The 23,513-nt window shown below is 66.1% G+C and carries 22 protein-coding genes; 9 read left to right on the forward strand and 13 right to left on the reverse strand.

Going from position 1 to position 23,513, the window contains the following annotated elements; genetic code table 11:
- The first annotated feature begins 11 nt into the window (after positions 1–11).
- Positions 12–422 carry a PPC domain-containing DNA-binding protein gene (locus ACXAG6_RS15265; RefSeq protein ID WP_475338624.1) on the forward strand — a complete coding sequence of 137 codons (411 nt, stop codon included), beginning with the start codon at positions 12–14 and terminating at the stop codon, positions 420–422.
- 30 nt (positions 423–452) lie between these two features.
- Here ACXAG6_RS15265 and ACXAG6_RS15270 read toward each other — a convergent pair whose 3' ends face one another.
- The 5 genes from ACXAG6_RS15270 to ytfQ all read right to left on the reverse strand — a co-directional run bounded on the left by ACXAG6_RS15270 (position 453) and on the right by ytfQ (position 5,801).
- Positions 453–1,187: a FadR/GntR family transcriptional regulator gene (locus tag ACXAG6_RS15270; protein ID WP_475338625.1), complete on the reverse strand. Its 735-nt coding sequence runs from the start codon at positions 1,185–1,187 to the stop codon at positions 453–455.
- Positions 1,184–2,176 carry a galactofuranose ABC transporter, permease protein YjfF gene (yjfF, locus tag ACXAG6_RS15275; RefSeq protein WP_475338626.1) on the reverse strand — a complete coding sequence of 331 codons (993 nt, stop codon included), beginning with the start codon at positions 2,174–2,176 and terminating at the stop codon, positions 1,184–1,186. Before yjfF ends, ACXAG6_RS15270 begins: the two co-directional genes overlap by 4 nt.
- Positions 2,173–3,231, reverse strand: a complete 1,059-nt coding sequence (locus tag ACXAG6_RS15280) for an ABC transporter permease (RefSeq protein WP_475338627.1) — start codon at positions 3,229–3,231, stop codon at positions 2,173–2,175. The genes yjfF and ACXAG6_RS15280 overlap by 4 nt, the downstream gene beginning before the upstream one ends.
- Positions 3,232–4,758 (reverse strand): sugar ABC transporter ATP-binding protein, encoded by a 1,527-nt coding sequence (locus ACXAG6_RS15285; protein ID WP_475338629.1) that lies wholly within the window; start codon positions 4,756–4,758, stop codon positions 3,232–3,234. It abuts the gene before it with no gap.
- Positions 4,759–4,847: 89 nt separating this feature from the next.
- The gene (gene ytfQ, locus ACXAG6_RS15290; RefSeq protein WP_140014749.1) at positions 4,848–5,801 is read right to left on the reverse strand and encodes a galactofuranose ABC transporter, galactofuranose-binding protein YtfQ; all 954 of its coding nucleotides are present in this window, start codon (positions 5,799–5,801) and stop codon (positions 4,848–4,850) included.
- Between the two features lie 244 nt (positions 5,802–6,045).
- Here ytfQ and ACXAG6_RS15295 point away from each other — a divergent pair, with 244 nt between their 5' ends.
- Genes ACXAG6_RS15295 through ACXAG6_RS15305 form a run of 3 tightly spaced genes read left to right on the forward strand, consistent with a single transcriptional unit; the run spans position 6,046 to position 7,592 of the window.
- The gene (locus ACXAG6_RS15295; protein ID WP_475338630.1) at positions 6,046–7,179 is read left to right on the forward strand and encodes a phage tail sheath family protein; all 1,134 of its coding nucleotides are present in this window, start codon (positions 6,046–6,048) and stop codon (positions 7,177–7,179) included.
- Positions 7,176–7,394 carry a phage tail protein gene (locus tag ACXAG6_RS15300; protein ID WP_475338632.1) on the forward strand — a complete coding sequence of 73 codons (219 nt, stop codon included), beginning with the start codon at positions 7,176–7,178 and terminating at the stop codon, positions 7,392–7,394. The genes ACXAG6_RS15295 and ACXAG6_RS15300 overlap by 4 nt, the downstream gene beginning before the upstream one ends.
- Before the next feature lie 51 nt (positions 7,395–7,445).
- On the forward strand, positions 7,446–7,592 hold the full coding sequence (locus ACXAG6_RS15305) for a hypothetical protein (protein WP_475338633.1): 147 nt from the start codon (positions 7,446–7,448) through the stop codon (positions 7,590–7,592).
- Here the strand turns inward: ACXAG6_RS15305 and ACXAG6_RS15310 are convergent.
- Positions 7,589–9,235 (reverse strand): long-chain-fatty-acid--CoA ligase, encoded by a 1,647-nt coding sequence (locus ACXAG6_RS15310; protein WP_475338634.1) that lies wholly within the window; start codon positions 9,233–9,235, stop codon positions 7,589–7,591. The two genes, ACXAG6_RS15305 and ACXAG6_RS15310, sit on opposite strands and share 4 nt — an antisense overlap.
- Positions 9,235–10,902: a thiamine pyrophosphate-binding protein gene (locus ACXAG6_RS15315; protein WP_475338636.1), complete on the reverse strand. Its 1,668-nt coding sequence runs from the start codon at positions 10,900–10,902 to the stop codon at positions 9,235–9,237. Before ACXAG6_RS15315 ends, ACXAG6_RS15310 begins: the two co-directional genes overlap by 1 nt.
- 168 nt (positions 10,903–11,070) lie before the next feature.
- Between ACXAG6_RS15315 and ACXAG6_RS15320 the strand changes: the two genes are divergently transcribed.
- From ACXAG6_RS15320 to ACXAG6_RS15340, 5 genes are all read left to right on the forward strand, one after another.
- On the forward strand, positions 11,071–12,207 hold the full coding sequence (locus ACXAG6_RS15320) for a TAXI family TRAP transporter solute-binding subunit (RefSeq protein WP_475338637.1): 1,137 nt from the start codon (positions 11,071–11,073) through the stop codon (positions 12,205–12,207).
- 86 nt (positions 12,208–12,293) lie between these two features.
- Positions 12,294–14,312: a TRAP transporter permease gene (locus ACXAG6_RS15325; RefSeq protein WP_475338638.1), complete on the forward strand. Its 2,019-nt coding sequence runs from the start codon at positions 12,294–12,296 to the stop codon at positions 14,310–14,312.
- A complete protein-coding gene (locus ACXAG6_RS15330; RefSeq protein WP_475338639.1) occupies positions 14,299–16,374 on the forward strand; it encodes a 3-hydroxyacyl-CoA dehydrogenase NAD-binding domain-containing protein in 2,076 nt (691 codons plus the stop codon). The genes ACXAG6_RS15325 and ACXAG6_RS15330 overlap by 14 nt, the downstream gene beginning before the upstream one ends.
- 9 nt (positions 16,375–16,383) lie before the next feature.
- Positions 16,384–17,571: an acyl-CoA dehydrogenase family protein gene (locus ACXAG6_RS15335; protein ID WP_475338641.1), complete on the forward strand. Its 1,188-nt coding sequence runs from the start codon at positions 16,384–16,386 to the stop codon at positions 17,569–17,571.
- A 1-nt stretch (position 17,572) separates the two neighbouring features.
- Positions 17,573–18,613: an acyl-CoA dehydrogenase family protein gene (locus ACXAG6_RS15340; protein ID WP_475338642.1), complete on the forward strand. Its 1,041-nt coding sequence runs from the start codon at positions 17,573–17,575 to the stop codon at positions 18,611–18,613.
- Here the strand turns inward: ACXAG6_RS15340 and ACXAG6_RS15345 are convergent.
- The 6 genes from ACXAG6_RS15345 to ACXAG6_RS15370 are packed head-to-tail and all read right to left on the reverse strand — an operon-like array spanning position 18,604 to position 23,509.
- Positions 18,604–19,032 (reverse strand): PaaI family thioesterase, encoded by a 429-nt coding sequence (locus ACXAG6_RS15345; RefSeq protein ID WP_475338643.1) that lies wholly within the window; start codon positions 19,030–19,032, stop codon positions 18,604–18,606. The two genes, ACXAG6_RS15340 and ACXAG6_RS15345, sit on opposite strands and share 10 nt — an antisense overlap.
- A complete protein-coding gene (locus tag ACXAG6_RS15350) occupies positions 19,029–19,832 on the reverse strand; it encodes an IclR family transcriptional regulator (RefSeq protein WP_475338645.1) in 804 nt (267 codons plus the stop codon). Before ACXAG6_RS15350 ends, ACXAG6_RS15345 begins: the two co-directional genes overlap by 4 nt.
- A gap of 8 nt (positions 19,833–19,840) precedes the next feature.
- The gene (locus ACXAG6_RS15355; RefSeq protein WP_475338646.1) at positions 19,841–20,626 is read right to left on the reverse strand and encodes an SDR family NAD(P)-dependent oxidoreductase; all 786 of its coding nucleotides are present in this window, start codon (positions 20,624–20,626) and stop codon (positions 19,841–19,843) included.
- On the reverse strand, positions 20,619–21,641 hold the full coding sequence (locus ACXAG6_RS15360) for a phosphotransferase family protein (RefSeq protein WP_475338647.1): 1,023 nt from the start codon (positions 21,639–21,641) through the stop codon (positions 20,619–20,621). Before ACXAG6_RS15360 ends, ACXAG6_RS15355 begins: the two co-directional genes overlap by 8 nt.
- Entirely contained in the window at positions 21,638–22,273 is a 636-nt protein-coding gene (locus ACXAG6_RS15365) for a histidine phosphatase family protein (protein ID WP_475338649.1), read from the reverse strand. The genes ACXAG6_RS15360 and ACXAG6_RS15365 overlap by 4 nt, the downstream gene beginning before the upstream one ends.
- Positions 22,274–23,509, reverse strand: a complete 1,236-nt coding sequence (locus ACXAG6_RS15370) for an acyl-CoA dehydrogenase family protein (RefSeq protein ID WP_475338650.1) — start codon at positions 23,507–23,509, stop codon at positions 22,274–22,276.
- Positions 23,510–23,513 lie beyond the last annotated feature (4 nt).

Genomic DNA, 23,513 nt, shown 5'->3' on the forward strand with positions numbered 1-23,513 from the left:
CGGGGGCGGAGATGGAGAGTGAGGGGCGGTTCATCGCGGCGCGACTGAAGCCGGGGGAGGATTTGGTGGCCGGGTTGCGGGGGCTGTTTGCGCAGAGCGGGGCGGAGGCGATGGCTTTGGTGAGCTGCGTCGGCAGCCTGCGGGCGGTGCGGCTGCGCCACGCGGGGACGGAGGAGGCGACAGAGCATACCGGACCGCTGGAGATTGTCTCGCTGGTGGGGACCGTGGACGCGGTGAAGCAGCACCTGCACATGGCCGTATCGGACGGCGAAGGGCGCGTTGTGGGCGGGCACCTGATGGCGGAGGGGGCGGAGGTGTTTACCACTGCGGAGATCGTGGTGGTGGCGTTGGACGGGCTGCGGTTTGGCCGGGCGCCCTGCCCTGCTTCGGGGTATGACGAGCTGGTGGTGAGCCCGCGCTAGGCGCGGCGGATGGTGGGCAGATTGCCCACCCTACGCGGTGGTGCGGGTGCGGTGGTGGCCCTCGGTGATGACCTTGAGCATCGCGGTATGGGCGGCCTCGGGCAGGCCGGAGGCGATGGCGCGGGCGATGTCGCGGTGGTTTTGCGCCACCTCGGCCTTCACCTCCTGAAACTGCTCGCCCGTCTCGATGAGAAACAGGGAATAGAGCGCGGTTTGCACCATGTCGCCCAGCGATTGCAGGAAACGGTTGCCGGAAAGCTTTAGCACGTGGTGGTGAAACTCGTAGTCGGCCACGGCAAAATCGGCCCGGCTGTTGGCACCTGCGAGGCTGTCGCAGAGGGTGAAGAGCCTGTCGCAGGCTGCCTTGTCGGCCAACTCATTGGCGCGCCGCGCGGCGGAGGCGGCGGCGGCGGGCTCGAAGATCAGGCGGATTTCGAAGAGCTCGTCGTAAAAGCGGCCCGGGTTTTTGACCGAGGTGTGCCAGCGCAGCACGTCTTCGTCGAACATGTTCCACTCGTCCGAGGGGCGCACATGGGTGCCCACCTTGGCCTTGGAGGCGATCATGCCCTTGGCGGCGAGGGTCTTCTTGGCCTCACGCACCACGGTGCGGCTCACGTCGAACATCTCGCAAAGGTCGGGATCGAGCGGGATCATCGTGTCAGCCGGGTATTCCCCCGCCACGATGGCACGACCGAGTTGATCCACCACGAAATGCGTGTGGTTCGAGGCCCGCGCAGACGGCGAGCCGGACGCGACGATTGTCATGATGGCTGTGCGGAGCCAGTCGCTCTTTTTCGTCGGGTGGTCGTCGCCCAAGTGAGGCCTTTCTGAAGCAGAATGAAAGCGAAGAGCAAAGCGCCAATGACGATCTTAGTCCACCAGCTCGAAAGTGTCCCGTCAAAGACGATGTAAGTTTGGATCAGCCCCATGATGAGGATGCCGAAGAAGGTGCCGGCGACAAAGCCGTAGCCGCCGGAAAGGAGCGTGCCGCCGATGACGACAGCGGCGATGGCATCGAGCTCCACGCCGACGGTGGCGAGGCTGTAGCCTGCCGAGGTGTAGAGCGAGAAGACGATGCCCGCGAGCCCGGCGAGGCCGCCCGATATGGCGTAGATGCCCACGGTGGTTGCGGCCAGCGGCACGCCCATGAGGCGGGCGGTTTGCGCGCCGCCGCCGAGAGCATAGACGTTTTGCCCGAAGCGGGTGCGGTGAGCGATCAGCGCCCCGACGATAAAGGTAAGGATCATCAGCCCGCCGATCAGCCGGAAGCGCCCGCCGGAGGGGGCCTTCCAGTAGATATCTTGCAGAGTGTCGTAGAACTCGTGGGTGATCGGCACGGAGTCGGTGGAGAGCACATAGGCCGCGCCACGGGCGAGGAACATGCCCGCCAGCGTGACGATGAAGGGGGGCATTTCAAGATAGTGGATCGTGGCCCCCATAGCCGCGCCGAAGGCGGTGGTGAGCGCCAGCACGAGCACGAAGGCGGTGAGCGGATGGATCGAGGTGTCACGCAGGATCACCGCGAGGAAGACGCCGGTGAAGGCGATGACGGAGCCGACCGACAGGTCGATGCCGCCTGAGAGGATCACGAAGGTCATCCCTACCGCGACGATGCCGAGAAAGGCGTTGTCTGTCAGCAGGTTAGCAACAACGCGGGTGGAGAGCATCGAGGGGTATTGCCAGCCGCAGAGGGCGTAGGCGAGCACGAAGGTGGCCAGCGTGACCATCAGAGGCAGGTGGGTGGAGCGGATCATGGTGCGTCCTCCTTGGGGGTCGCGGAGGGCGAGGTTGGCCGGGGGCGCTCTGGCAGGCGCTCGGGCCCGGAGGCGCGGAGCATGTAGACCAGATGGCCGATCTTGGGCGACTGGATCACGAGGATGGCAAGGATCAGCACCGCCTTGATGACGAGGTTGAACTCTGGCGGCATGCCGGAGAGCAGGATCACCGAGTTGACCGACTGGATGATGAGCGCGCCGATCAGCGAGGCGACGATGGAGAAGCGCCCGCCGAGCAGGGAGTTGCCACCGATAACCACGGCGAGGATGGCGTCGAGCTCCAGCCAAAGGCCAGCGTTGTTGGCATCGGCCCCTTTGATATCGGCGGCGACGATCACACCCGCCAGCGCGGCGCAGAGGCCGGAGGCGAGGTAAACACAGATCAGCAGCACGCGGGAGTTGATGCCTGCGAGCCGCGAGCTGGCCTCGTTGACGCCGATGGATTCGATCAGCATTCCGAGCGCGGTGCGGCGCACGGCGAGCGTGGCCAGCGTGCCGAGGGCGAGCCAGATGACGATGGGCGTGGGGATGCCGAGCACCGTGCCCGCGCCGAGGCGGATGAGGCCCTCGTTGTTGAAGGTCAGAATGGTGCCTTCGGTGATGAGCTGGGCGATGCCCCTGCCCGCCACCATCAGCACCAGCGTGGCGACAATGGGCTGGATGCGCAGGACGGCGACGAGCACGCCGTTCCAGAGGCCGCAAAGCAGGCCGGTGGCCAATGCGCCGATCAGCGCGGTGCCCCAGCCGTGCCCGTCAGTCACGAGCGAAGCGGCGGTGGCCCCGGCGATGGCCATGACCGCGCCAACGGACAGGTCGATGCCCTTGGTGGCGATCACCAGCGTCATGCCGATGCAGAGGAGCGCCACGGGCGCGCCCCGGTTGAGCACGTCTACGAGATTGCCGAAGAGGCGGCCATTGCGGAAGCTGACCTCGAAAAAATCGGGGAAAACGAGGGTGTTGAGGCCCAGAACGACGGCCAGAATGATAAGTTGCGGGGTGATCCGCTTGAGCAGGGAGGGCGTGGTGGCAAGCATTCAGGCGGCCCCCCGCTCTTCATCGGCGATGGCGGTGACGATGTTTTCGGCGGTGATGGCTTCGCCGGTGAGTTCTTTCACCTGTCGACGGTCGCGCAGCACCACGACGCGGGTGGAATAGGCCACCAGCTCCTCCAACTCGGAGGAAGCGACAAGCAGGGCCATGCCGCGCTCGCGCAGGGTTTCGATCAGGGCGATGATCTCGGCGTGGGCACCCACGTCTATGCCGCGGGTGGGCTCATCGAGGATGAGAAACTCGGGCTCCGTGGCGAGCCAGCGCGCAAGCAGCGCCTTTTGCTGGTTGCCACCGGAGAGCAGGCGGATGGGCATGTCGAGGCTGGCGAGGCGGATGTCGAGCGCCTTCACGTAGTGCTCGGCGATTTCGTTCACCTTGGCGCGGGGGATCGGGCGCATCCAGCCTTGGCGGGCTTGGAGCGCGAGGATGATGTTGTCGCGCACCGAAAGGTCGCCGACGATACCGTGAGTTTTCCGGTCTTCCGGGCAGAGGGCGAAGCGGTGGGCGATGGCCTCGCGCGGGTTGGTGATGCGGGTTTCGCGGCCTTCGAGCAAGAGTTTGCCCTGATCGGCCTGCACGGCACCGAAGAGCAGGTTGGCGGTTTCGGTGCGGCCAGAGCCGAGCAGCCCGGCGAGTCCGACGACCTCGCCGCGATGGAGGCTGAGGGAAAACGGCTCGATCATGCCGCGCTTGGCCAGATCGTTGACTTGCAACAGCAGCTCGCCCGGGGTGCCGCCCTTCTTTTCGGCCACGCGGGCCTCCAGTTGGCGGCCGAGCATGAGGGTGATGATATCGTGCTGCGAGACCTCGGCCAGTAGGCGCTCGCCCACCACGCGGCCATTGCGCAGCACGGTGGCACGATCGGATATCTCGAAGACCTGATCTAGAAAATGGGTAATGAAAACAACCGACAGGCCAGCGTCCTTCACCTGCCGGATGACCCCGAAGAGCAGCTCGACCTCATCCCGATCCAGCGAGGCGGTGGGCTCGTCGAGGATGAGCACCTTGCCCGAGAGCGCAACGGCGCGGGCGATGGCGACCACCTGTTGCACGGCGACAGAATAGCGGGTGAGCGGCTCGCCCGGGTCGATATTCAGCCCGTAGCCTTCGAGCACTTCGGCGGCGGCGCGGTTCATCGCGCGGCGGTTGACGAGGCCGAGGCGGGTGGGCTGGCGGCCCATGTAGAGGTTTTCGGCCACGGTCAGGTTGGGCAGAAGGTTGACCTCCTGGTAGACGGTGCCGATGCCGAGGGCCTGCGCATCGGCGGTGGAGCGCGGGTCGACCTCTTGGCCCGCGAGCCGAATCACCCCGCCATCACGCCGGTAGGCGCCGGTGAGGCATTTGATGAGGGTGGATTTGCCCGCGCCGTTCTCACCCAGAAGCGCGTGCACCTCGCCGGGGTAGAGCTTGAGCTCCACCTCATCCAGCGCCACGGCGCCGGGAAAGAACTTGGAGATGCCGCTGGCGTGGAGCAGCGGGGGCTGATTTTGCATCTTGCGTCTGCTTTTCATGAAGTTGCCCCTCCCCGCGAAAGCCTAGCACGGGCGGACGCGGGGAGAGAACGGGCCGGGTAAAGGAAGATGCCCGGCCCGGGGGAGCCTTAGTAACCGAGGTTCTTCTTTTCCTCGTAGACGGCTTGGTTGTCGTCTTCGGCGGTGTAGAGCTTGCTCTCGGTCTGGATCCACTTCTCGGGCGCGGTTCCGTCGGCAAAGTAGGCTTCGAGCGCATCCAGCGCGGGGCCGGCCATGTTGGGCGTCAGCTCGATGGTGGCGTTCATCTCGCCGTTGGCGATGGCGAGGTGGGCATCGGGCACGGCGTCAATGGCGACGATCTTGATGTCGGTGCCGGGGTTGAGACCGGCTTCCTTGATCGCCTGGATCGCGCCAACGGCCATATCGTCGTTATGGGCGTAGAGCGCACAGATGTTCTCGCCGCCTTCGGCCTTGAGGAAGCTCTCCATCACCACCTTGCCTTGCGAGCGGGTGAAATCGCCGGTCTGGCTGCGGACGATCTCCAGGCCATCGGCCCCGGCAATGCCCTCTTCAAAGCCCTTTTTGCGGTCGATCGCGGGCGAGGAGCCGGTGGTGCCTTGCAGCTCGACGATGCGGCAGGGCTCGCCGGCCATTTCATCGGCCAGCCACTGCCCGGCCACGCGGCCCTCGTGGACGAGGTCGGAGGTGACGGCGGTGAGGTAGAGATCGTCGGAGGCATCGACCGTGCGGTCGAGCAGGACCACGGGGATCTCGGCATCGGCGGCCTCCTCCAGCACCTCGTCCCAGCCGGTGGCGACCACGGGGGCGAGCAGGATGGCATCAACGCCCTGCGCGATGAAGCTGCGGATCGCCTTGATCTGGTTTTCCTGCTTCTGCTGCGCATCGGCAAACTTGAGGTCGATCCCGCGCTTTTCGGCTTCCTGCTTGGTGACGGTGGTTTCTGCCGCGCGCCAGCCAGATTCAGACCCGATCTGGCTGAAACCGATGGTCATATCGGCGGCCATGGCGGCGAAGGGCGTAAGGGCGATGGCGCTCGCAAGGAGCGTTGCTTTGACGTTCATGATTTCCTCCCATGGAACGATTGTCGTTCGTGGATTCGATTAAGTATTACTTTATTATTTTTGGCAATGGGGCTTGTTACAGTGGCGTGAAATACATGAATTTCCATTGTTTAACAGAATGTTGCATCAAGCTATTCACCCAAATTTTCGAGCCCCACCGAGAAGCGCGGCTGATTCCGCGCGGTTGTGAGCGCTGGCTTTCGGGCGCATGATGACGCAACGGCAGCCAAGGAGGAAAGCCCCGATGGCCGAGTACCGAACGCCCGGAGTTTATGTTGTGGAGGAGGCTGGAGGAGCGCGGCCGATCTCTACGGTGGGCACCTCGACCACGGCGCTTGTTGGGCTGATCGAAGAGGGCAAGGGGCCGGTGGGGGAGCCGGTATTGTTCTCGAACTACACCACCTTTGAGCGGATGCATCTGGAGGGATTGCCCGGGGACCGCCCCTGCACGCTGGCCACGGCGGTGAGCGGCTTTTTCGACAACGGCGGCAACCGGCTTTTCGTGCTGCGGGTTGCAGACGGGTTAGAGCGCCTTTCGCTGGAAAACCTGCAGCCGCTGGATGAGGAGGAGAATATTCAACTCGTCGCCACACCGGGCTTTGACGATGCAGAGAGCCACGCGGCGCTGGTGCAGCACTGCGAGGCCAGGGGCGACCGGTTTGCGGTGCTCGACATGGCCGAAACGGGGGGTGATCTGGCGGCGATGCAGCAGCGCGAGCCAGACGGCGGGCTGTTGCCGCCTCAGGTGGAAAGCGGGCTGGCGGCGATTTATGCGCCACGCATCCTCCTGCCGGATGTGGTGACCGGCGAGCAGGTGGCAGTGCCGCCCTCGGGGCATATCTGCGGGATCTACGCGCAGGTGGATGCCTCTAGGGGCGTTCACAAGGCTCCGGCGAACGTGGCGCTGCGCGGGGTGACGCAACTCACGGAGGCCTTTGGTGATGCCGATCAGGATGTGTTGGCGGCGACGGGGGTAAACCTGATCCGGCAGTTCGCGGATGGTATCCGGGTCTGGGGCGCGCGCACGCTGAGCGACCCGGCGAGTGACTGGCGCTATGTGCCCATACGGCGGCTGGGGCTGATGATTGAGCAAAGCCTGCACCGGGGGCTGGAATGGGTGGTCTTCGAGCCGAATGACGAGCCACTGTGGAAGGCGGTGCGGCGCGATGTGGCGGCGTTTCTGCACGCGCTCTGGCGGGACGGGGCGCTGGCGGGGGAAACGCCGGAGAGCGCCTATTTTGCAACCTGCGACCGGACCACGATGACGCAGGATGATATCGACAACGGGCGGCTGATCTGCCTTGTCGGCGTGGCGATGGTGAAGCCTGCGGAGTTCGTCCTCTTCCGGATCGTGCAGAACGCGGGCGATGCCCCATGAGCGACACCGCGTACACCCGGTTCAACTTTGAGCTTCGCCTTGCGGGCGAGCCTGTGGCCCGCTTCATCGAGGCGAGCGGGCTTGGCCCGGAGATGGACACTGTCGCCTACCGTGAAGGGGGCGGCAGAGCTGTGCGGCACCTGCAGGGGAAGTTCAGAGTTATGCCGCTGCAACTGCGCTTTGGACAAGCCAATGATGATGGTTTTTGCGCTTGAGCCGAGCGCTCATTGGTTGGCGAGCCTGACCCGCGGGACGTTGAGCTGGCGATGCTTGAGGATGGTGCAGAGGCACGCGTTTGGCGGCTGTTCTCGGCCTGGGCTACGAACTTCAGATTTGTGCCCGACGGGAGCCGCCCCGGCCAAGTGTCGGTGGAAAGGCTCACGCTGGTTTATGACCGGATGGAGCGGGGTTAAGTGCTCTCCTGCGCCGCCTCTTCCATCAACTCGCGCCATTGCACCTTGCCGGAGGGAGAGCGCGGGAGGGCCTGCACAAAGACGATCTCCTTGGGCACCTTGTAGGCGGCCATGTTGGCGCGGCACCAGGTGGTGATTTCTTCCGCCGTCACATCCCCCTTGGGCACAATATAGGCGCGCGCACGCTCGCCAGTGCGGGGATCGGGGCGGCCGATGATGCAGCATTCGGTGATCTGCGGGTGGGCGTGCATGAGGCCCTCGACCTCGGTGGGCCAGACCTTGAGGCCGGAGACGGAGACCATCCGCTTTACCCGGTCGACGATGTAGAAGAAGCCGCTTTCGTCGTAGCGGCCGATGTCGCCGGATCGGACGAAACGCTTGCCGTCAATCTCGATATGGGCGGCTTCGGTTTCTTCCGGGCGGTTCCAGTAGCCGAGGAAGTTTTGCGGACCGTGCATAATGATTTCGCCCGGCTCGTTGGGGCCGAGCTCTGCGCCCGTCTCCGGGTCGATCACGCGGGAGTCGACGTCGAAGATGGGGATGCCGAGGCATTGGCGGCGGGGGGCGTCGAGCGGGTTGATGTGGGAGGGGGCCATGGTTTCTGTCATGCCGTAGCCTTCGATGTAGTCGAGGCCGGTGAAATCCTTGAGCTTTGCCGCGACCGCCTCGGGCATGGAGGCGCCGCCGCCGCCGATGACTTCGAGCGACGTGAGGTCGTAGCTGTCGAGCGCCGGGTCGTTCACGAGGTCGATCGCCATGGTGGTGATGGAGCGCCAGCGGGCGACCTTGTAGCGTTCGATCAGGTAGGCCGCGAGCGCCCTGTCCCACCTTGTCATCAGGATGATCGGCTCGCCCTTGAGGATCGGCGCGTTCATCGAGTTTTGCATGCCGGTGACGTGGTAGAGCGGCAGGCTCGCCAGCGTGGTGCCATTGCCGCGCGTGGGGTTCCAGACGGTGTTGCCGACGCAGGTGGACATGACGGTGCGGTGGCTGTGCATGCAGCCCTTGGGCTGGCCGGTGGTGCCGGAGCTGTAGGGGATGAGCGCGAGGTCGTCTGGCTGCGCGGTGATGGGGCCGGGGTGGTGGCCCTGCGCGATGGCGGCGGACCATGGGGTGACGCGGGGGGCGTCGGAGGGCCGCGGCGGGGCGTCCAGAGGCGCAGGCAGGGTGAAGGGGAAGGCCGGGTCTGTGTGCTCGGCGTAGGCGGCGGAGAGGATGTGGGTGAGCGGGGTGTCTGCGAGGTGGGGGAGGAGTTCCTGCCCGGTGAGGACGGTGCGGGCGCCGGTGTCTTCGCAGAGATAGGCGAGTTCGGCGGCGCGGTTCATCGGGTTGACGGGGACCACCACGGCATCGGCGCGGAGGATGGCGTAGTAGCCAGCGATGAACTGGGGGGAATTCTGCATGTAGAGCAGGACACGGTCGCCCTTGGCCACGCCCTTGTGCTGAAGCCAACCGGCGAGCGCATCGACCTCGGCGGCAAGCTGGCCGTAGGTGATTTGCCGCCCGTAGTAGGTGATCGCCGGGGCCTCTGGCGTGGCCTCGGCGCTTAGCGTCAGATTTTGGGCGATGGAGCGCTCGGGCAGGTCGATGTGGTGCGGCACGCCCTTGGGCCAGCTGGAAAGGTGGCGGGTGAAGGGGGCCATCAGGCTTTGCCAGCCTGTTTGGACCGCTCCCGCAACTGGGTGACGGTGATGTAGGCGGAGATGGCCTCGGCGGAGGTGTTCACCGCGAGCAGGGCCGCGCCGGGGTGGGCGAGGAAATCGGCCACGGTGGCGGCCACGTCATCGCCCGGGCCGATAGCAAAGGCCCCTGCCCCGAAGCTTGCGGCCCATGCGGCGAAGTCGGGGTTGGCGAGATCGGTGCCAGAGATGCGGGCGGGATAGTCGCGCTCCTGGTGCAGGCGGATGGTGCCATAGGTGCCGTTGTCGGCCACGACGATCTTGGGGGTGGCGCCCTTGGCGATGGCGGTGGCCAGCTCGGCCCCGGTCATCAGGGTGCCGCCATCGCCCGCGAAGCCGAGCACGCAGCGGCCCGGGAAGCGGAGGGAGGCGGCAACCGCGCCGGGGATGCCGAGGCCCATCGCGCCACCGACCGCGCCGACAGCGAGTTGGGTGCCATCCCACGGCCAGTATTGGTGGACCCAGCCGGAGAAATTGCCCGAATCGGTGGTGACGATGGCATCACGCGGGGCCTGCTGAGCCAATTCGAAGGCGACCACGCCAAAATCGAGGCCGTCTTCGCGGAGTTTCGCCTGCGGCTTTAGGGCCAGCGCAGCACCATTGCAGCGGGCGGCCCAGCCGGCGCGGTCCGGCGCTTCGGGGGCCGCCTGCGCGAGGGCGGCGGCGAAGGCGGAGGGCTCGGAGGCCACGGCGAGGGTGGCGTTGTAGAGGCGGGTAAGCACGGCCGGATCGGGCCAGACATGGATGAGGGGCTGGGCCGGCTCGGGAGCGGCTGGGATCTTGTAGCCTTGCGTGGGCACGTCACCGAGGCGGGTGCCGAGAGCGAGGATCAGATCGGCCTCGGCGAGGGTTTTCCAGAGCGAGGGGGGCACCTTGAAGCCGAGGTTCCCGGCGTAGAGCGGTGAGAAATTATCAAACACTTCCTGATGCTTGAAGGTGGTTGCCACGGGAATCCCCTGCGCTTCGGCCAGCGCCTTGAGGGCGGCGCGGGTGGCGGGTTGGGCAAAGCCGCCGCCCGCGATGATGAGCGGGCGCTCTGCCTTCGAGAGCATCTCGGCGGCGCGGGAGATGTCGGCCTCTGACGGGCCGGGCACAGGCACGGTGATGGGGGGGACGACGGCGGCGGTGACGTCATCTGTCAGCATGTCTTCGGGCAGGGCCAGAACCGCCGGGCCGGGGGTGCCGGACTGCGCCGCGGCCCATGCCCGCGCGAGGGCTTCGGGCAGGCGGAAGGCGTCTGTGACCTCTTCGACGTGCTTGGCGAAGCTGCCGAAGACACGGGCATAATCCATCTCCTGAAAGGCCCCGCGCCCGCGCTCGAATCGGGCCACCTGCCCGACGAGAACCACCAGCGGCACGGCATCTTGCTCGGCCAGATGCAGGGCGATTGCAGCGTTCATTGCGCCGGGGCCGCGTGACACGGCCAGAAGGCCGGGCTTGCCGGTGAGCTTGGCATCGGCCACCGCCGCCATCCCTGCCCCGCCCTCGTGGCGGCAGACCACCACATCAACCGCCTCCTGCCCGTGCAGGGCATCGAGCAAGGCCAGATAGCTTTCGCCAGGAACACAGAACAGCCGGTCGGCCCCATGGGCCACCATGCACTCCACCATAAGGTCGGCGGCTCGCACCATATCGTAATCTCCTCCCCTTGCGCCTTGACCGACGCCCCATCGTGATAGATGCTCCATTTGCGAAACGCAATTCCGCAGAGCGCACCAAGCGCCAATCCGGAGACGTTGAGACGCGGGAGGAGGAGACCCGGGCCAACCGGGGCTGCCCGCACCATATGGGAGGAATGAATGAAACAGACGATTGCAATGCTCGCCGGGGTGCTGATGATGGCCACCCCCGTTGCGGCGCAGGAGACGGCGCTGCCCAAGCAGATGAGCTGGACGGCCTATGACACCGGCTCGGCGGGTTACAACCAGGCCGTGGCCATTGGCGCGGCGCTTCAGGATACGTACGGGATCAACCTGCGGGTTCTGCCCGGCAAGAACGACGTGAGCCGCACCGAGCCGCTGCGGCAGGGCCGGGTGGAATTTTCGGCCACAGGCGTGGGTGGCAGCTTCATGTCGCAGGAAGGCGCGTTTGACTTTGGCGCCGAGAACTGGGGGCCGCAGCCGATCCGCGTGATTGCGGCCAACAACGGCGGGGTGATCAACCTCGCGGTGGGCGTGGCCGCGGACCTCGACATCAAGGAGTTCAGCGACCTCAAGGGCAAGCGCGTTGCCTTTATCGTTGGCGCGCCGGCGCTGAACGTGAACACCGAGGCCTACCTCGCCTATGGCGGTCTCACCTGGGACGACGTGGAAGTGGTGGAGTTCGGCGGCTTTGGCGCAAGCTGGAAAGGCCTCATCGAAGGTCAGGTGGATGCTGCCTTTGCCTCGACGAACTCGGGCCTTGCCTATGAGGCCGCCTCCAGCCCGCGCGGGCTGTTCTGGCCGCCGATCGACCCTGACAACGCCGAAGGGCTGGCGCGGATGCAGTCGGTTGCGCCCTTCTTCGTGCCCAACGTGGCCGTTGTCGGCGCAACGATTGACGGCACCGATGGCTACGCGGGCGCGGGCTATGCCTACCCCGTGCTGATCGGCACCAGCGAGACCGACGAAGAGATGGCCTATGCGATGACCAAGGCAATGGTGGATCTCTACCCCAGCTTCGAGGGCAAGGCCCCGGGCATCAACGGTTGGGCGCTGGACAAGCAGGACATGCAGTGGGTGGCCCCCTACCACGATGGCGCGATCCGCTATTACACCGAGGCTGGCCTGTGGAATGACGAAGCACAGGCCCATAATGACAAGCTGATTGCCCGGCAGGAGGCGCTCTCTGCTGCTTGGGAGGCGCTGAAGGCCGAAGGCCCGGACAACTGGGAAGAAGCCTGGCCGGAAGCCCGCCGCAAGGCCTTGGCCGATGGTGGCTTCGAGGTGGTTTTCTGAGCCGCTGAGACGGATCAGAAGAGATTGGCCGGGGCGCGGGTTTGATGCCGCGCCCCGGCTGAGTTTTCGAGCAGGATGAGGCCGCGATGACCGCCGATGAAACCCACCCGAAGGGGGCCGAGATAGCCGACCCGGACGCCGCCCCCGCTGCGGGCCGGGGGCCTGCCGATGTGGCCGCCCGCTGGGCAATTGGGGGGGCGACCGGGCTGGGCCTGCTGATGGTGACCCATCAGCTTTTCAACCTTCAGATCGGTGGCTTGGTGCTGATCGAGGGACGCTACCTCTACCTGCTGGGCGGGCTGTTTCTGGCGGTGGCCTACCTCGTTTTCCCGATGCGGGGCGTGAGGGGAGATACGCCGGGGCTGATCGACTGGCTCCTGGCCGCCGCAACGCTGGGCTGCACTGCCTATCTGACCGCCACCGCGCAGCGCAACCTTTCGGAAGGTTGGGAATATGCCGCGCCGGAGGTGGCTGTTTGGGTGAGCTATGCCTTCATCGCGCTGGTGCTGGAAGGCACGCGCCGCGCCGGGGGGACGGTGCTGTTTGTGATCGTGCTGGTCTTTGCGCTCTACCCGACTTTTGCCAGCCATGTGCCTGACCCCTTCTCGGGATTTCAGAGCAGATTTGGCGAGGCGGTGAGCTACCATGTTTACTCGTCCGAAAGCTCCTTTGGCATTCCGATGAAGGCCTTTGGCGGCGTCGTTATTGGCTTCATCCTGTTCGGCGCGGTGTTGCAGCGCACGGGTGGCGGGCAGTTTTTTAACGACTTGGCGCTTGGCCTTGTGGGCGGGTTTCGTGGCGGGGCGGCGAAGGTTTCGATCTTCGCGAGCGGGTTCATGGGGAGCATGTCCGGCTCGGTGATCTCGAACGTGCTGACCACGGGGGCGGTGAGCATTCCGGCGATGCGGCGCACGGGCTTTTCGAAGGAAACCGCCGCCGCGACGGAGGCCTGCGCCTCGACGGGGGGCGTGCTGATGCCGCCGATCATGGGGGCGACGGCCTTTGTGATGGCCTCGTTTCTGAGCCGTCCCTACGTGGAAATCGCGATTGCGGCGGCGATCCCCTCGCTGCTGTTCTACTTTGGCCTCTTCGCCCAGATCGACGCCTATTCGGCCCGGCGCGGGCTGAAGGGCATTCCGCGCGCCGAGCTGCCGCGGTTGGGCCGCGTACTGAAGGAAGGCTGGCTTTATGTCAGCGTTTTCGCGCTGCTGATCTTCATGCTGATCGTGCTGCGGCGCGAAACCTCTGCGCCGTTCTATGCCACAGCCCTGCTGCTGGTGGTGAACCAGTTGCTGCCGGGCAACCGCCTGTCGCTGCGCGGGCTGGGGCAAATGTTTGTGGGCGTGGGCGCGGGGCTGGCGGAACTGACCGCGATCTTGCTTGGCGTGGGCCTGATCGTGGGGGCGTTTTCGGCCACCGGGCTGGCGGGGACGCTGGTGAACGAGCTGGTGTTCATTGCCGGCGACAACACGCTGGTGCTGCTGCTGATGGGCGCGGTGACCTCCTTCATCTTCGGGATGGGGATGACGGTGACGGCCTGTTACATCTTTCTGGCCGTGGTGCTGGCTCCAGCGCTGGAGCAAGGCGGGTTGAACCAGCTCGCGGTGCATCTGTTCATCCTCTACTGGGGCATGGTGAGCTACATCACGCCGCCGGTGGCGCTTGGGGCCTTTGCCGCTGCCACCATGTCGGGCGCCTCGGCCATGAAAACCGGCCTTGAGGCGATGCGGCTGGGCGGGGTGATTTACGTGGCGCCCTTCTTCTTTGTGCTGAACCCGGCACTGATTGGCCAAGCCCCGGGTGCGGAGGTGGCGGTGGCGCTGGCCTCGGCACTGACCGGGGTGGCGCTGCTGAGCTTTGGCTTGCAGGGCTACGTGAGCTTTTTGGGGCCGATCAAGGGGGCCTTTGCGATCCCGCTCAGGGTGGCGCTTTGCGCAGGCGGCGTGGCCTTTGCGATCCCCCACACCGAGGAGACCGGGCTGGGCTATGGGGCCACCGCGCTGATCGGGCTGGCGCTGGCCGCCCTGCCCCTTGTCGCCGCCGCGCTGGCGGGGCAGCGTGCGGCACGGGAAGAAATTGCGGAGGCAGGCCATGCAAATCAATGACGTCATTTCCATCGAACGCGAGGGGCCGCTGGCGCTGATCGTGATCGACAACCCGCCGGTGAACGCGGCGGGCCATGCGGTGCGCGAGGGACTTTGGAAGGCGATTGAAGCAGTGGAGGCTGACGCGGGCATTGAAGCGGTGGCGATTTATGGCAAGGGCCGTGCCTTTATTGCCGGAGCGGACATCAAGGAGTTTGGCGGGCCACGGCTGGAGCCGATCCTGACGGATGTCTGCAACCGGATCGAGGTTTGCCCCAAGCCGGTGGTTGCGGTGCTGCACGGCTCCTGCTTTGGCGGCGGGCTGGAGGTGGCGATTGGCTGCCACGCCCGGGTGGCAATTCCCGGCGTGAAGGTGGGCTTTCCGGAGGTGACGCTGGGGGTGATCCCCGGTGCGGGCGGCACCCAGCGCGGGCCACGGCTGATGGGGATTGGCGCGGCGCTGTCGATCATCACCACCGGGCAGCGGTTGGGGCACGGCGATGCGCTGAGCTGCGGGCTGGTGGACCGGATCGAAGAGGGCGCGCCGCGCGAGGTGGCGCTGGCGATGGCAGAGGAAGCGCGGGTGGGCACCCTGCCCTGCCGCAAGACCGGCGAGATCGAGGTGACGCCTGATCCCGAGGCGATTGAGGCCACCAAGGAGACGCTGGCGGAAAAGCAGGCGCATCTCTTCGCCCCGCATCGCGCGGTGGAGGCGGTGGAAGCCTGCACCGGCCCGTTGGAACCGGGGCTGGCGCTGGAGCGCGAGAAGTTTGCCGCCTGTATCGAAAGCCCGCAGCGGGCTGGGCTGATCCACGGGTTCTTCGCAGAGCGCGCGGTGGAGAAGATCCCCGAGGCAGGTGCCACGCCGCGCGAGGTGGCCACGGTGGGCGTGATCGGCGGGGGCACGATGGGATCGGGCATTGCGACCGCTTGCCTCAACGCCGGGCTGACCGTGCGGATGAACGAGCGCGACGAGGCGGCGCTGGAGCGGGGCCGCGAGACGGTGGCGGGCAATCTTGAGGGCGCGGTGAAGCGCGGCAAGATGAGCGCGGAAAAGCGGGACGCGGCGCTGGAGCGGTTCTTGCCTTCGACCGCGCTGGAAGACTTTGCCGATTGCGATGTGGCGATTGAGGCGGTGTTTGAAGACATGGGCGTGAAGCGCGATGTCTTCGGGCGGCTGGACGGCATTTGCAAGCCGGGGGCGGTGCTGGCGTCGAACACCTCTTACCTTGATGTGAACGAGATTGCCGCCTGCACCTCGCGGCCCGAGGATGTGGTTGGGCTGCACTTTTTTTCGCCCGCCCATATCATGCGGCTGCTGGAGGTGGTGGTGGCCGAGAAGACCGCGCCCGAAGTGGTAGCGACCGGCTTTGCGCTGGCCAAGAAGCTGCGCAAGGTGGCGGTGCGGGCTGGCGTCTGCGACGGGTTTATCGGCAACAGAATCCTCAGCCATTATAAGAAGGTGGCCGACTACCTGATGCTCGACGGCGCGGCACCTGAAGAGGTGGACGCAGCGATTGAGGCCCTTGGCTTTGCGATGGGCCCCTTCGCAGTGAGCGACCTTGCGGGGCTGGATATTGGTTGGGCAAACCGCAAGCGGCTGGCCCCGGAGCGGCCCGAGGAAGAGCGCTACGTGGCGGTGGCCGACCGGATTTGCGAGGCGGGCCACTACGGGCGCAAGACCGGGCGGGGCTTTTACATTTACGAGGGACGCGACAAGCGGCCTGACCCGGAGGTTGCGGCGATCATCGCACAAGAGCGGGAGAAGGCGGGCGTGACGCCGCGCAGCTTTAGCGCCGAGGCGATTCAGGCCCGGTTCTTGACCGCGATGATCTCAGAAGCGACGCGGGTGCTGGAGGACGGCATTGCGCTGCGACCCATCGACATCGACGCGGTCTTTCTCTTTGGCTACGGTTTTCCGCGCCATCGCGGCGGGCCGATGCACACGGCCGATGTGATCGGTGCCGAAGAGCTTGTGGCGCGGATCGAGCGCTACGCCGAGGAAGACCCCTTTTACTGGCAAGTGCCCGATCTGCTGCGCAAAATGGCAGCCGAGGGCAAAACATTCGCCGAGATGAACTGAGGACAGCCGATGGACCTGAGCTATTCGCCGCAAGAACAAGCCTTTCAGGAAGAGGTGCGCCAGTTTCTGGCCGATGAGTTGCCCGAGGACATTGCCGCCCGTGTGAAGGCGGGCGGTGAGGTTTCGAAAGAAGACACCGAGCGCTGGCACGCAATTTTGCAGTCGCGCGGCTGGCTGGCGCAGACATGGCCCGAAAAGCATGGCGGCCCGGGGTGGGGGCCGGTGGAGCGGCATATCTTCGACGAAGAAGCCGCCCGGGCCTATGCGCCGCGCATCCTGCCCTTTGGCCTTCAGATGCTGGGGCCGGTGCTGATCAAGTTTGGCAGCGACGAACAGAAGGCGCATTACCTGCCCCGGATTCTGGATGGCACGGACTGGTGGTGCCAGGGCTATTCGGAGCCGGGGGCGGGCTCTGACCTTGCCTCGCTGAAGACGAAGGCGGTGCGCGAGGGCGACGAATATGTGGTGAATGGCCAGAAGACATGGACGACGCTGGGCCAGCACGCCGACTGGATTTTCTGCCTTGTGCGCACCGATGCGGGCGCGAAGCCGCAGGCGGGGATCTCGTTTTTGCTGATCGACATGAAGACGCCGGGCATCGAGGTGCGCCCGATCCGGCTGATCGAGGGCGGGCATGAGGTGAACGAGGTGTTCTTTACCGACGTGCGGGTGCCGGCGGAAAACCTCGTGGGGCAGGAAAATGACGGCTGGACGGTGGCCAAGTATCTGCTGACGCATGAGCGCACCGGGATTGCGGGCGTGGGCTTTTCCATCGCCGCCTTGGAGCGGGTGAAGGCGCTGGCGGCGCGGGTGATGCGGGGCGGCAAACGGCTGATCGAAGACCCGCTGTTTGCGGCGCGGCTGGCCGAGGTGGAGATGGACCTTGAGGCGATGAAGATCTTCAACCTGCGGATGCTGGCAGAGGCGCAGCGGGTGGGGCACCCCGGGGTGGAAACCTCGATGCTGAAGATTCGTGGCACCGAGGTGCGCCAGGCGCTGAACGACCTTTACCGCCGCGCCCTCGGCCCGGCGGCGGCGCTGATCCCCGGAGAGGCGCCGGGCGGCAATGCCGCGCTGGTGGAGCCTGAGGATGAGGCGGCAGCGGCGAGCTATTTCAACAACCGCAAGATCTCCATCTTTGGGGGATCCAACGAAATTCAGAAGAACATTCTGACCAAGGCCATGCTGGAGCTCTGACATGAATTTTGAGATGACAGATGACCGCCGGATGCTGGCAGACAGCCTGAGCAAGCTGCTTGGCAGCCAATACGGAATCGAACATCGCAACGCTGTGGCCTATGAAGCGCCGTTTCATGACAAAGCGGGCTGGAACGCATTGGCAGAGCTGGGAATTATCTATGCCTTCGTCCCCGAGGATGCGGGGGGCATGGGGGGCTCTGGCTTTGACCTGCTAGCAGTTTTCGAACAAATGGGCGCGGCGCTCTGCCCGGAGCCGCTGCTTGGTGCAGCCATGTCGGCCCCGCTCTTGGCCGAGGCCGGAGAAGACCTTGAGCCGCTGCTTGCGGGCGAGGCGATCTATGCGCTGACGGTTGATGAGCTGGAGGCCCCGTGGGATGCAGAAGGCGGAACCACCGAGGGCGGCGCGGCGCTCACCGGGCGCAAGACTGCCGTTTACGGGGCCAATGCGGCCACGCATTTTCTGGTCAGCGCCCGGCGCGAGGGCAAGCTGGCGCTGTTTGAGGTGAAGGCCGAGGATGCTGCGGTGACCCCCTGGGGGATGATCGACGGCGGTGGCGCGGGCGAGGTGATGCTGGATGGCACCCCGGCGCGCTGCCTGCTCCCCGATGCCGGGGAGGCCATTGCCGCCGCGCTGGACCGGGGGCGGCTGGCGCTTTGTGCCGAGGCGGTGGGGGCGATGGATTGGTGCTATGCGACCACGCTCGACTACCTCAGGAGCCGCAAGCAGTTTGGCCGCGAGATTGGCAGCTTCCAGGCACTTCAGCACCGAATGGTGGAGATGAAAACGGCGATCGAACAGGCGCGCTCGATCACCATTCTGGCCGCTGACCGGATGGATGCCCATACGACCGCCATGGCCAAGAGCCTCGTCGGGCGCACGGCGCGGAAGGTGAGCGAGGAAGCCATCCAGCTGCATGGCGGGATCGGGATGACCTGGGAATATCCGCTGAGCCACTATGCCAAGCGGCTGGTGATGCTCGATGCGCAGCTGGGCGATGCCGATTTTCACACCGCGCGGGTGGCGGCGAGCTACGCCTGAGGCGTGCGGTAGCGGAAAACGCCGGTGGCGGTGGCAACCAGATTGCCCTGCTCGTCTGTCAGGCGGGCCTCGGCGAAGAAGGTCTTGCGCCCTCCCCCGGTTTTGCGGCCCTCGGCGATCAGGCGGTTGCCCTGCGACTGCCCCTGAAAGTTGACAGTCATCGAGAGGGTCATCGCCATGCGCTTTGCCTCCGCGTCACCGGTGAAGCTGCCTGCATAGCCCATGGCCGTATCCAGCAGCACCGAGAGCGCGCCGCCGTGGGGGATGCCGTGGCGGTTTTCCACCGCGTCCAGCGGCGACAGCTCCACACGGGCGCAGCCTTCCCCCCAGCCGGTGATGGCAAAGCCGATGAGCGACTGGAAGGGATAGGGCGGCTCGATCAGCTCCGGCGCGATAGGTGGTGCGGGCGGCCAGCTCATTCCACCGCCCTCCGGCTGAGGGAGGCGGCGGCGGTGAGCAGGCGCTCGGAATAGGCATCGCGCAGCTCTTCGGGCGAAACCAGAAAGGCCGGGCCGCCGACGTTCATCGCGAAGATCCTGTCACCGTTGAGGGAAACAACGGGCACGGCGATGCCGTTGATCTCGGGACGCCAATCGCCATAGCCGGTGGTGTAGCCGAGAGTGGCATAATCTTCGACGGCGCGGGCGAGGCTTTGGCGGTAGCGCGGCACATCATCGGGGCGCTCACGTTCGGCGAGGTGCAGAAGATGCTCGTGCTGCTCTTCGGTCATCGCAGCAAGGATCGCGCGGCCTATGGCAGAATGGAACAGCGGCAAGCGGGCGCCGACGTTCATGGTGAGCGAGACGGCCTGCTGCGAGCGCTGCACGCCAACATAGACGGCCTGAAGCCGGTGATGCTCGGCGAAGGCGGCGGTGACATGGGGGTTGGGCCCCTCGCAAAGCGCACGCATCTCGGGGCGGGCACGCTCGGAGGTTTCCATGCCCGCCAGCACGCCGTAGCCCAACGCCAGCACGCCGGGGCCGAGCCGGTAGGTGCCGTTTCGCTCGGAATGCACAAGGTAATCGAGCCGCCGCAGCGTGTAGGTAAGCCGCGAGATGGTGGCCTTGGGCAAGCCGGTGCGGGCGGCGATTTCCTGATTGGTCAGCTCGGTTTCGGAGGGGCGAAAGCAGCGCAACACCTCCAGCCCGCGGGCCAGAGCGGTGATGAAGTTGCGGTCGTCACTTTCGAGCCCGCTGTCGATTTGGTCTGATGCGTCCACGTCTTCCCCTAGATCGCCGTCAGCCCGCCGTCGATGGCGAGGGCTTGTCCGGTCATGAAACTGTTAGCTGGCGCGCAGGTCCAGAGCATGGCCTGCACCACCTCGTCAACTGTGGCTACGCGGCCCATCGGCACGCGCGCGGTGATGCGGTTGCGGGCCTGCGCGGCGTCCTCGCCGGTGCTGCTCGCGAAACGGTCGGCCATTTCGGAAAACAGCGGGGTTTCGGCAAAGGCCGGGCAGAGCGCGTTGACGCGGATGTTGTGGCGGGCCAGCTCATCGGCGGCGGCGCGGGTGAGGCCGACCACGGCATGTTTGGCGGCGGCATAGGCGGCGAGGTGGCCCGCGCCGGTGAGGCCAGCGGCAGAGGCGATGTTGAGGATCACCCCCTGCCCCGCCCCCTGCATCGGCGGGATCTGGTGCTTCATGCCCAGAAAGACGCCACGGGCGTTGGTGGCAATGATGCGGTCAAAATCGCGCGCGTCGGTGCGGGTCAGCGGGGTGAAGGGCTGGCCGAGACCGGCGTTGTTGATCGCCACGTCGAGCTGGCCGAAGTGCTGGAGCGTAGCGGCGACGAGGGCGGATTGGGCGGCCTCGTCGGTGACATCGACACGGCGGGCGAGCACTTCGGTGCCCTCGGAGCGCAGGGCGTCCGCCAGGGTTTCGAGGCCTTTGCCGTCGATATCGCACAGCACAAGCCGGGCCCCTTGGGCTGCGAAGGCACGCGCGGCCCCTGCGCCAAAGCCGGAGGCGGCGCCGGTGATGAGCACGACACGGGGGTCGGGGCGGCTAGGCATGCGCAGCCTCCAGCCCGGCCTCGGCCAGCCCCGGCACGAGGCGGCCCAGTTGCAGGCCCTTCTCAGGGTTGGAGGCGTTGCCATCGAGCGCGCGCTTTTTGACGCCCTGAAGGATCGCGGCCATGCGGAAGTTGGCGAAGGCGAGGTAGAAGCCGAAGCCCGGAATGCCGGGCAGGTTTCGGCGGGCGCAGTAGGCTTCGATGAAGGCGGCATCCTCGGGCAGCCCCTCGGCCGCGCGGTTGAGCCCGGCCAGCCCCCTGCCCTCCTCGCCCGGCGGGCGGTGCCACTGCATGATGACCTGTGCGAGATCGGCATAGGGGTGGCCGAGGGTGGACAGCTCCCAATCGAGCACGGCGGTAATGCGGGGGGCATCTGGGGCGAAGAGCATGTTATCGAGCCGGTAGTCTCCGTGGGTGAGGCAAACCTGGCCGTCATCGGGCGGCACATTGGCGTCGAGCCATGCGATGAGCGCATCCATCGCCCCTATCACCCCGGTCTCGGAGGCGCGGTACTGGGTGGTCCATCGGTCGATCTGGCGGCGGTAGTAGTTGCCCGCGCGGCCATAGTCGGTGAGGCCGGTGGCGGCGAGATCGACGGAATGGATGGCGGCGAGGACGCGGTTCATCTCGTCGAAGATCGGGGCACGCTGGGCGGGGGCGAGCCGTGGCAGGTGGGGCTGGTTAAAGTGGCGGCCCTCGATGTGCTCCATCAGGTAGAACTCGGAGCCGATGATTACGGGGTCATCGCAATAGGCGATCATCTTGGCGACCGGCACGGGCGTGGGTGCGAGGGCGCTTTGCACGCGATACTCGCGGTCGACCGCATGGGCCGATTTCAGCAGCTTGCCCGGGGGTTTGCGCCGCAGCACGAGGCTGCCCTGCGGGGTGGTGAGGCGGAAGGTGGGGTTGGACTGGCCGGTAGCGAACTTCTCGGCCGTGACGGGGCCGGTGTGGCCGGGCACATGGGCCTCGATCCAGGCGGAAACGGCTTTGGTATCAAGGGTGAGCGCGGTCATGAGAAGGTCAGCATATGGGCTGCCTCCGCGTCGATATGGGGCGTTTCGTTGAAGCCGGTGAGGAATGTTGCGCTGCCGGTGGCGAGGATGCGGGAGACGGCGCAGTTTTTCATCTGCAATTTCAGGTCGATCATGGTGCGGGCGGGGGCCGAGACGGCGGCGGCGAGCATCCGGCAGATGGCACCGCCCGAGGACACGACAAGCACGGGGCCATCGTGGGCGGCCATTTGCGCTTGGGCCTGCATGACGCGGGCGGTGAAGGCCTTGAAGCTTTCGGGCTCGTTGATCTCGCCGTTTTGCCAAGCGATCACCGCCTCGCGCAACCGGCGGAAATGGGCCTTCCGGTCTCCCGGCACGCCCCCGCCGAAGGCTGCGAGGAGGGCTTTGCTGTCAAACTCGTTGAGGCCTTCATGGATGGTCGCTTCAGGCAGATCGAGCGCTTGCGCGATACCCTCCAGCGTTTCACGATGTCGCCGCATCGCGCCGCGATACACGGCAACCGGCGCCACCCCCTGCCGCGCCAGCGCCGCGCCCAGCGCATGGCTCTGCGCGTGGCCGAGATCTGAGAGCACATCATAATCCGCCGCCCCGAAGGAGGCTTGCGCATGGCGGATCAGGATGAGCTCGGGCATTCAGATCTTCTCGTTGGAGTACTTGCGCAATTCGGCCCGGGCGACCTGGCGGCGGTGCACCGCATCGGGGCCGTCGACGAGGCGCAGCGTGCGCAGGTTCGTCCACATCGCGGCAAGCGGCGTGTCTTGGCTGATGCCGGTGCCGCCGTGCACCTGCATGGCTTCGTCCACTACCTTCAGCGCCATCTGGGGCGCGGCGACCTTGATCTTGGAGATCCACGGCTGGGCGGCGCGGGTGCCTTCAGTGTCCATCTTCCAGGCGGCCTTGAGGCAGAGAAGGCGGGCCATCTCGATTTCCATCCGGCAGTTGGCGATGATGTCGTAGTTTGCGCCGAGGTCGACGATCTTTTTCTTGAAGGCGGTGCGGTTCATCGCGCGTTTGCAGAAGAGCTCCAGCGCCTTCTCGGCCTGCCCGATGGCCCGCATGCAGTGGTGGATGCGGCCCGGGCCGAGACGGCCTTGGGCCACCTCGAAGCCCCTGCCCCGGCCCAGCAGCATGTCTTCGCCCTTCACCCGCACGTTGGTGAAGCGGATGTGCATGTGGCCGTGGGGGGCGTCGTCATGGCCGAAGACGCACATGGGGCGCAGGATTTCGATGCCGGGGCTGTCGGCGGGTAGCACGAACATGGAGTGGCGGGCGTGCTTGTCGCCGTCCGGGTCGGTCTGGGCCATGAGGATGTAGACGGCGCAACGCGGATCGCCTGCGCCGCTGATCCAGTATTTCTCGCCGTTGAGCACCCAGTCGTCGCCGTCCTGCTTGGCTTCGAGCGAGATGTTGGTGGCGTCAGACGAGGCCACGCCGGGCTCGGTCATCACGTAGGAAGAGCGGATCTCGCCCGCGAGCAGCGGCTTCAGCCAGCGCTCCTTGTGGGCTTCGGTGCCGTAGCGCTCGAACACCTCCATGTTGCCGGTGTCGGGGGCGCCGCAGTTGAAGACCTCGGCGGCGATGCCGACCTTGCCCATTTCTTCAGCGAGGTAGGCGTATTCCACCGTGGTGAGGCCGTAGCCCTTTTCGCTGTCGGTGAGCCAGAAGTTCCAAAGGCCGCGCTTGCGGGCCTCGGCCTTCAGCCCGTCGAGAATTTCGATCTGGCGGGGGGTGAGCTGGAAGCGGTCGCCCGAGGGGTGCTTGCCCACCTCTGCCTCGAACTCGGCGTTGAGCGGCTCGATCTCTTCATCCACCATCTGGCGCACCTTGGCGGCCAGTTCCTTGACGCGGGGGGTCATCCCGAGATCCATCGTG

The organism is Vannielia sp. ABF1_015 (assembly GCF_056160745.1).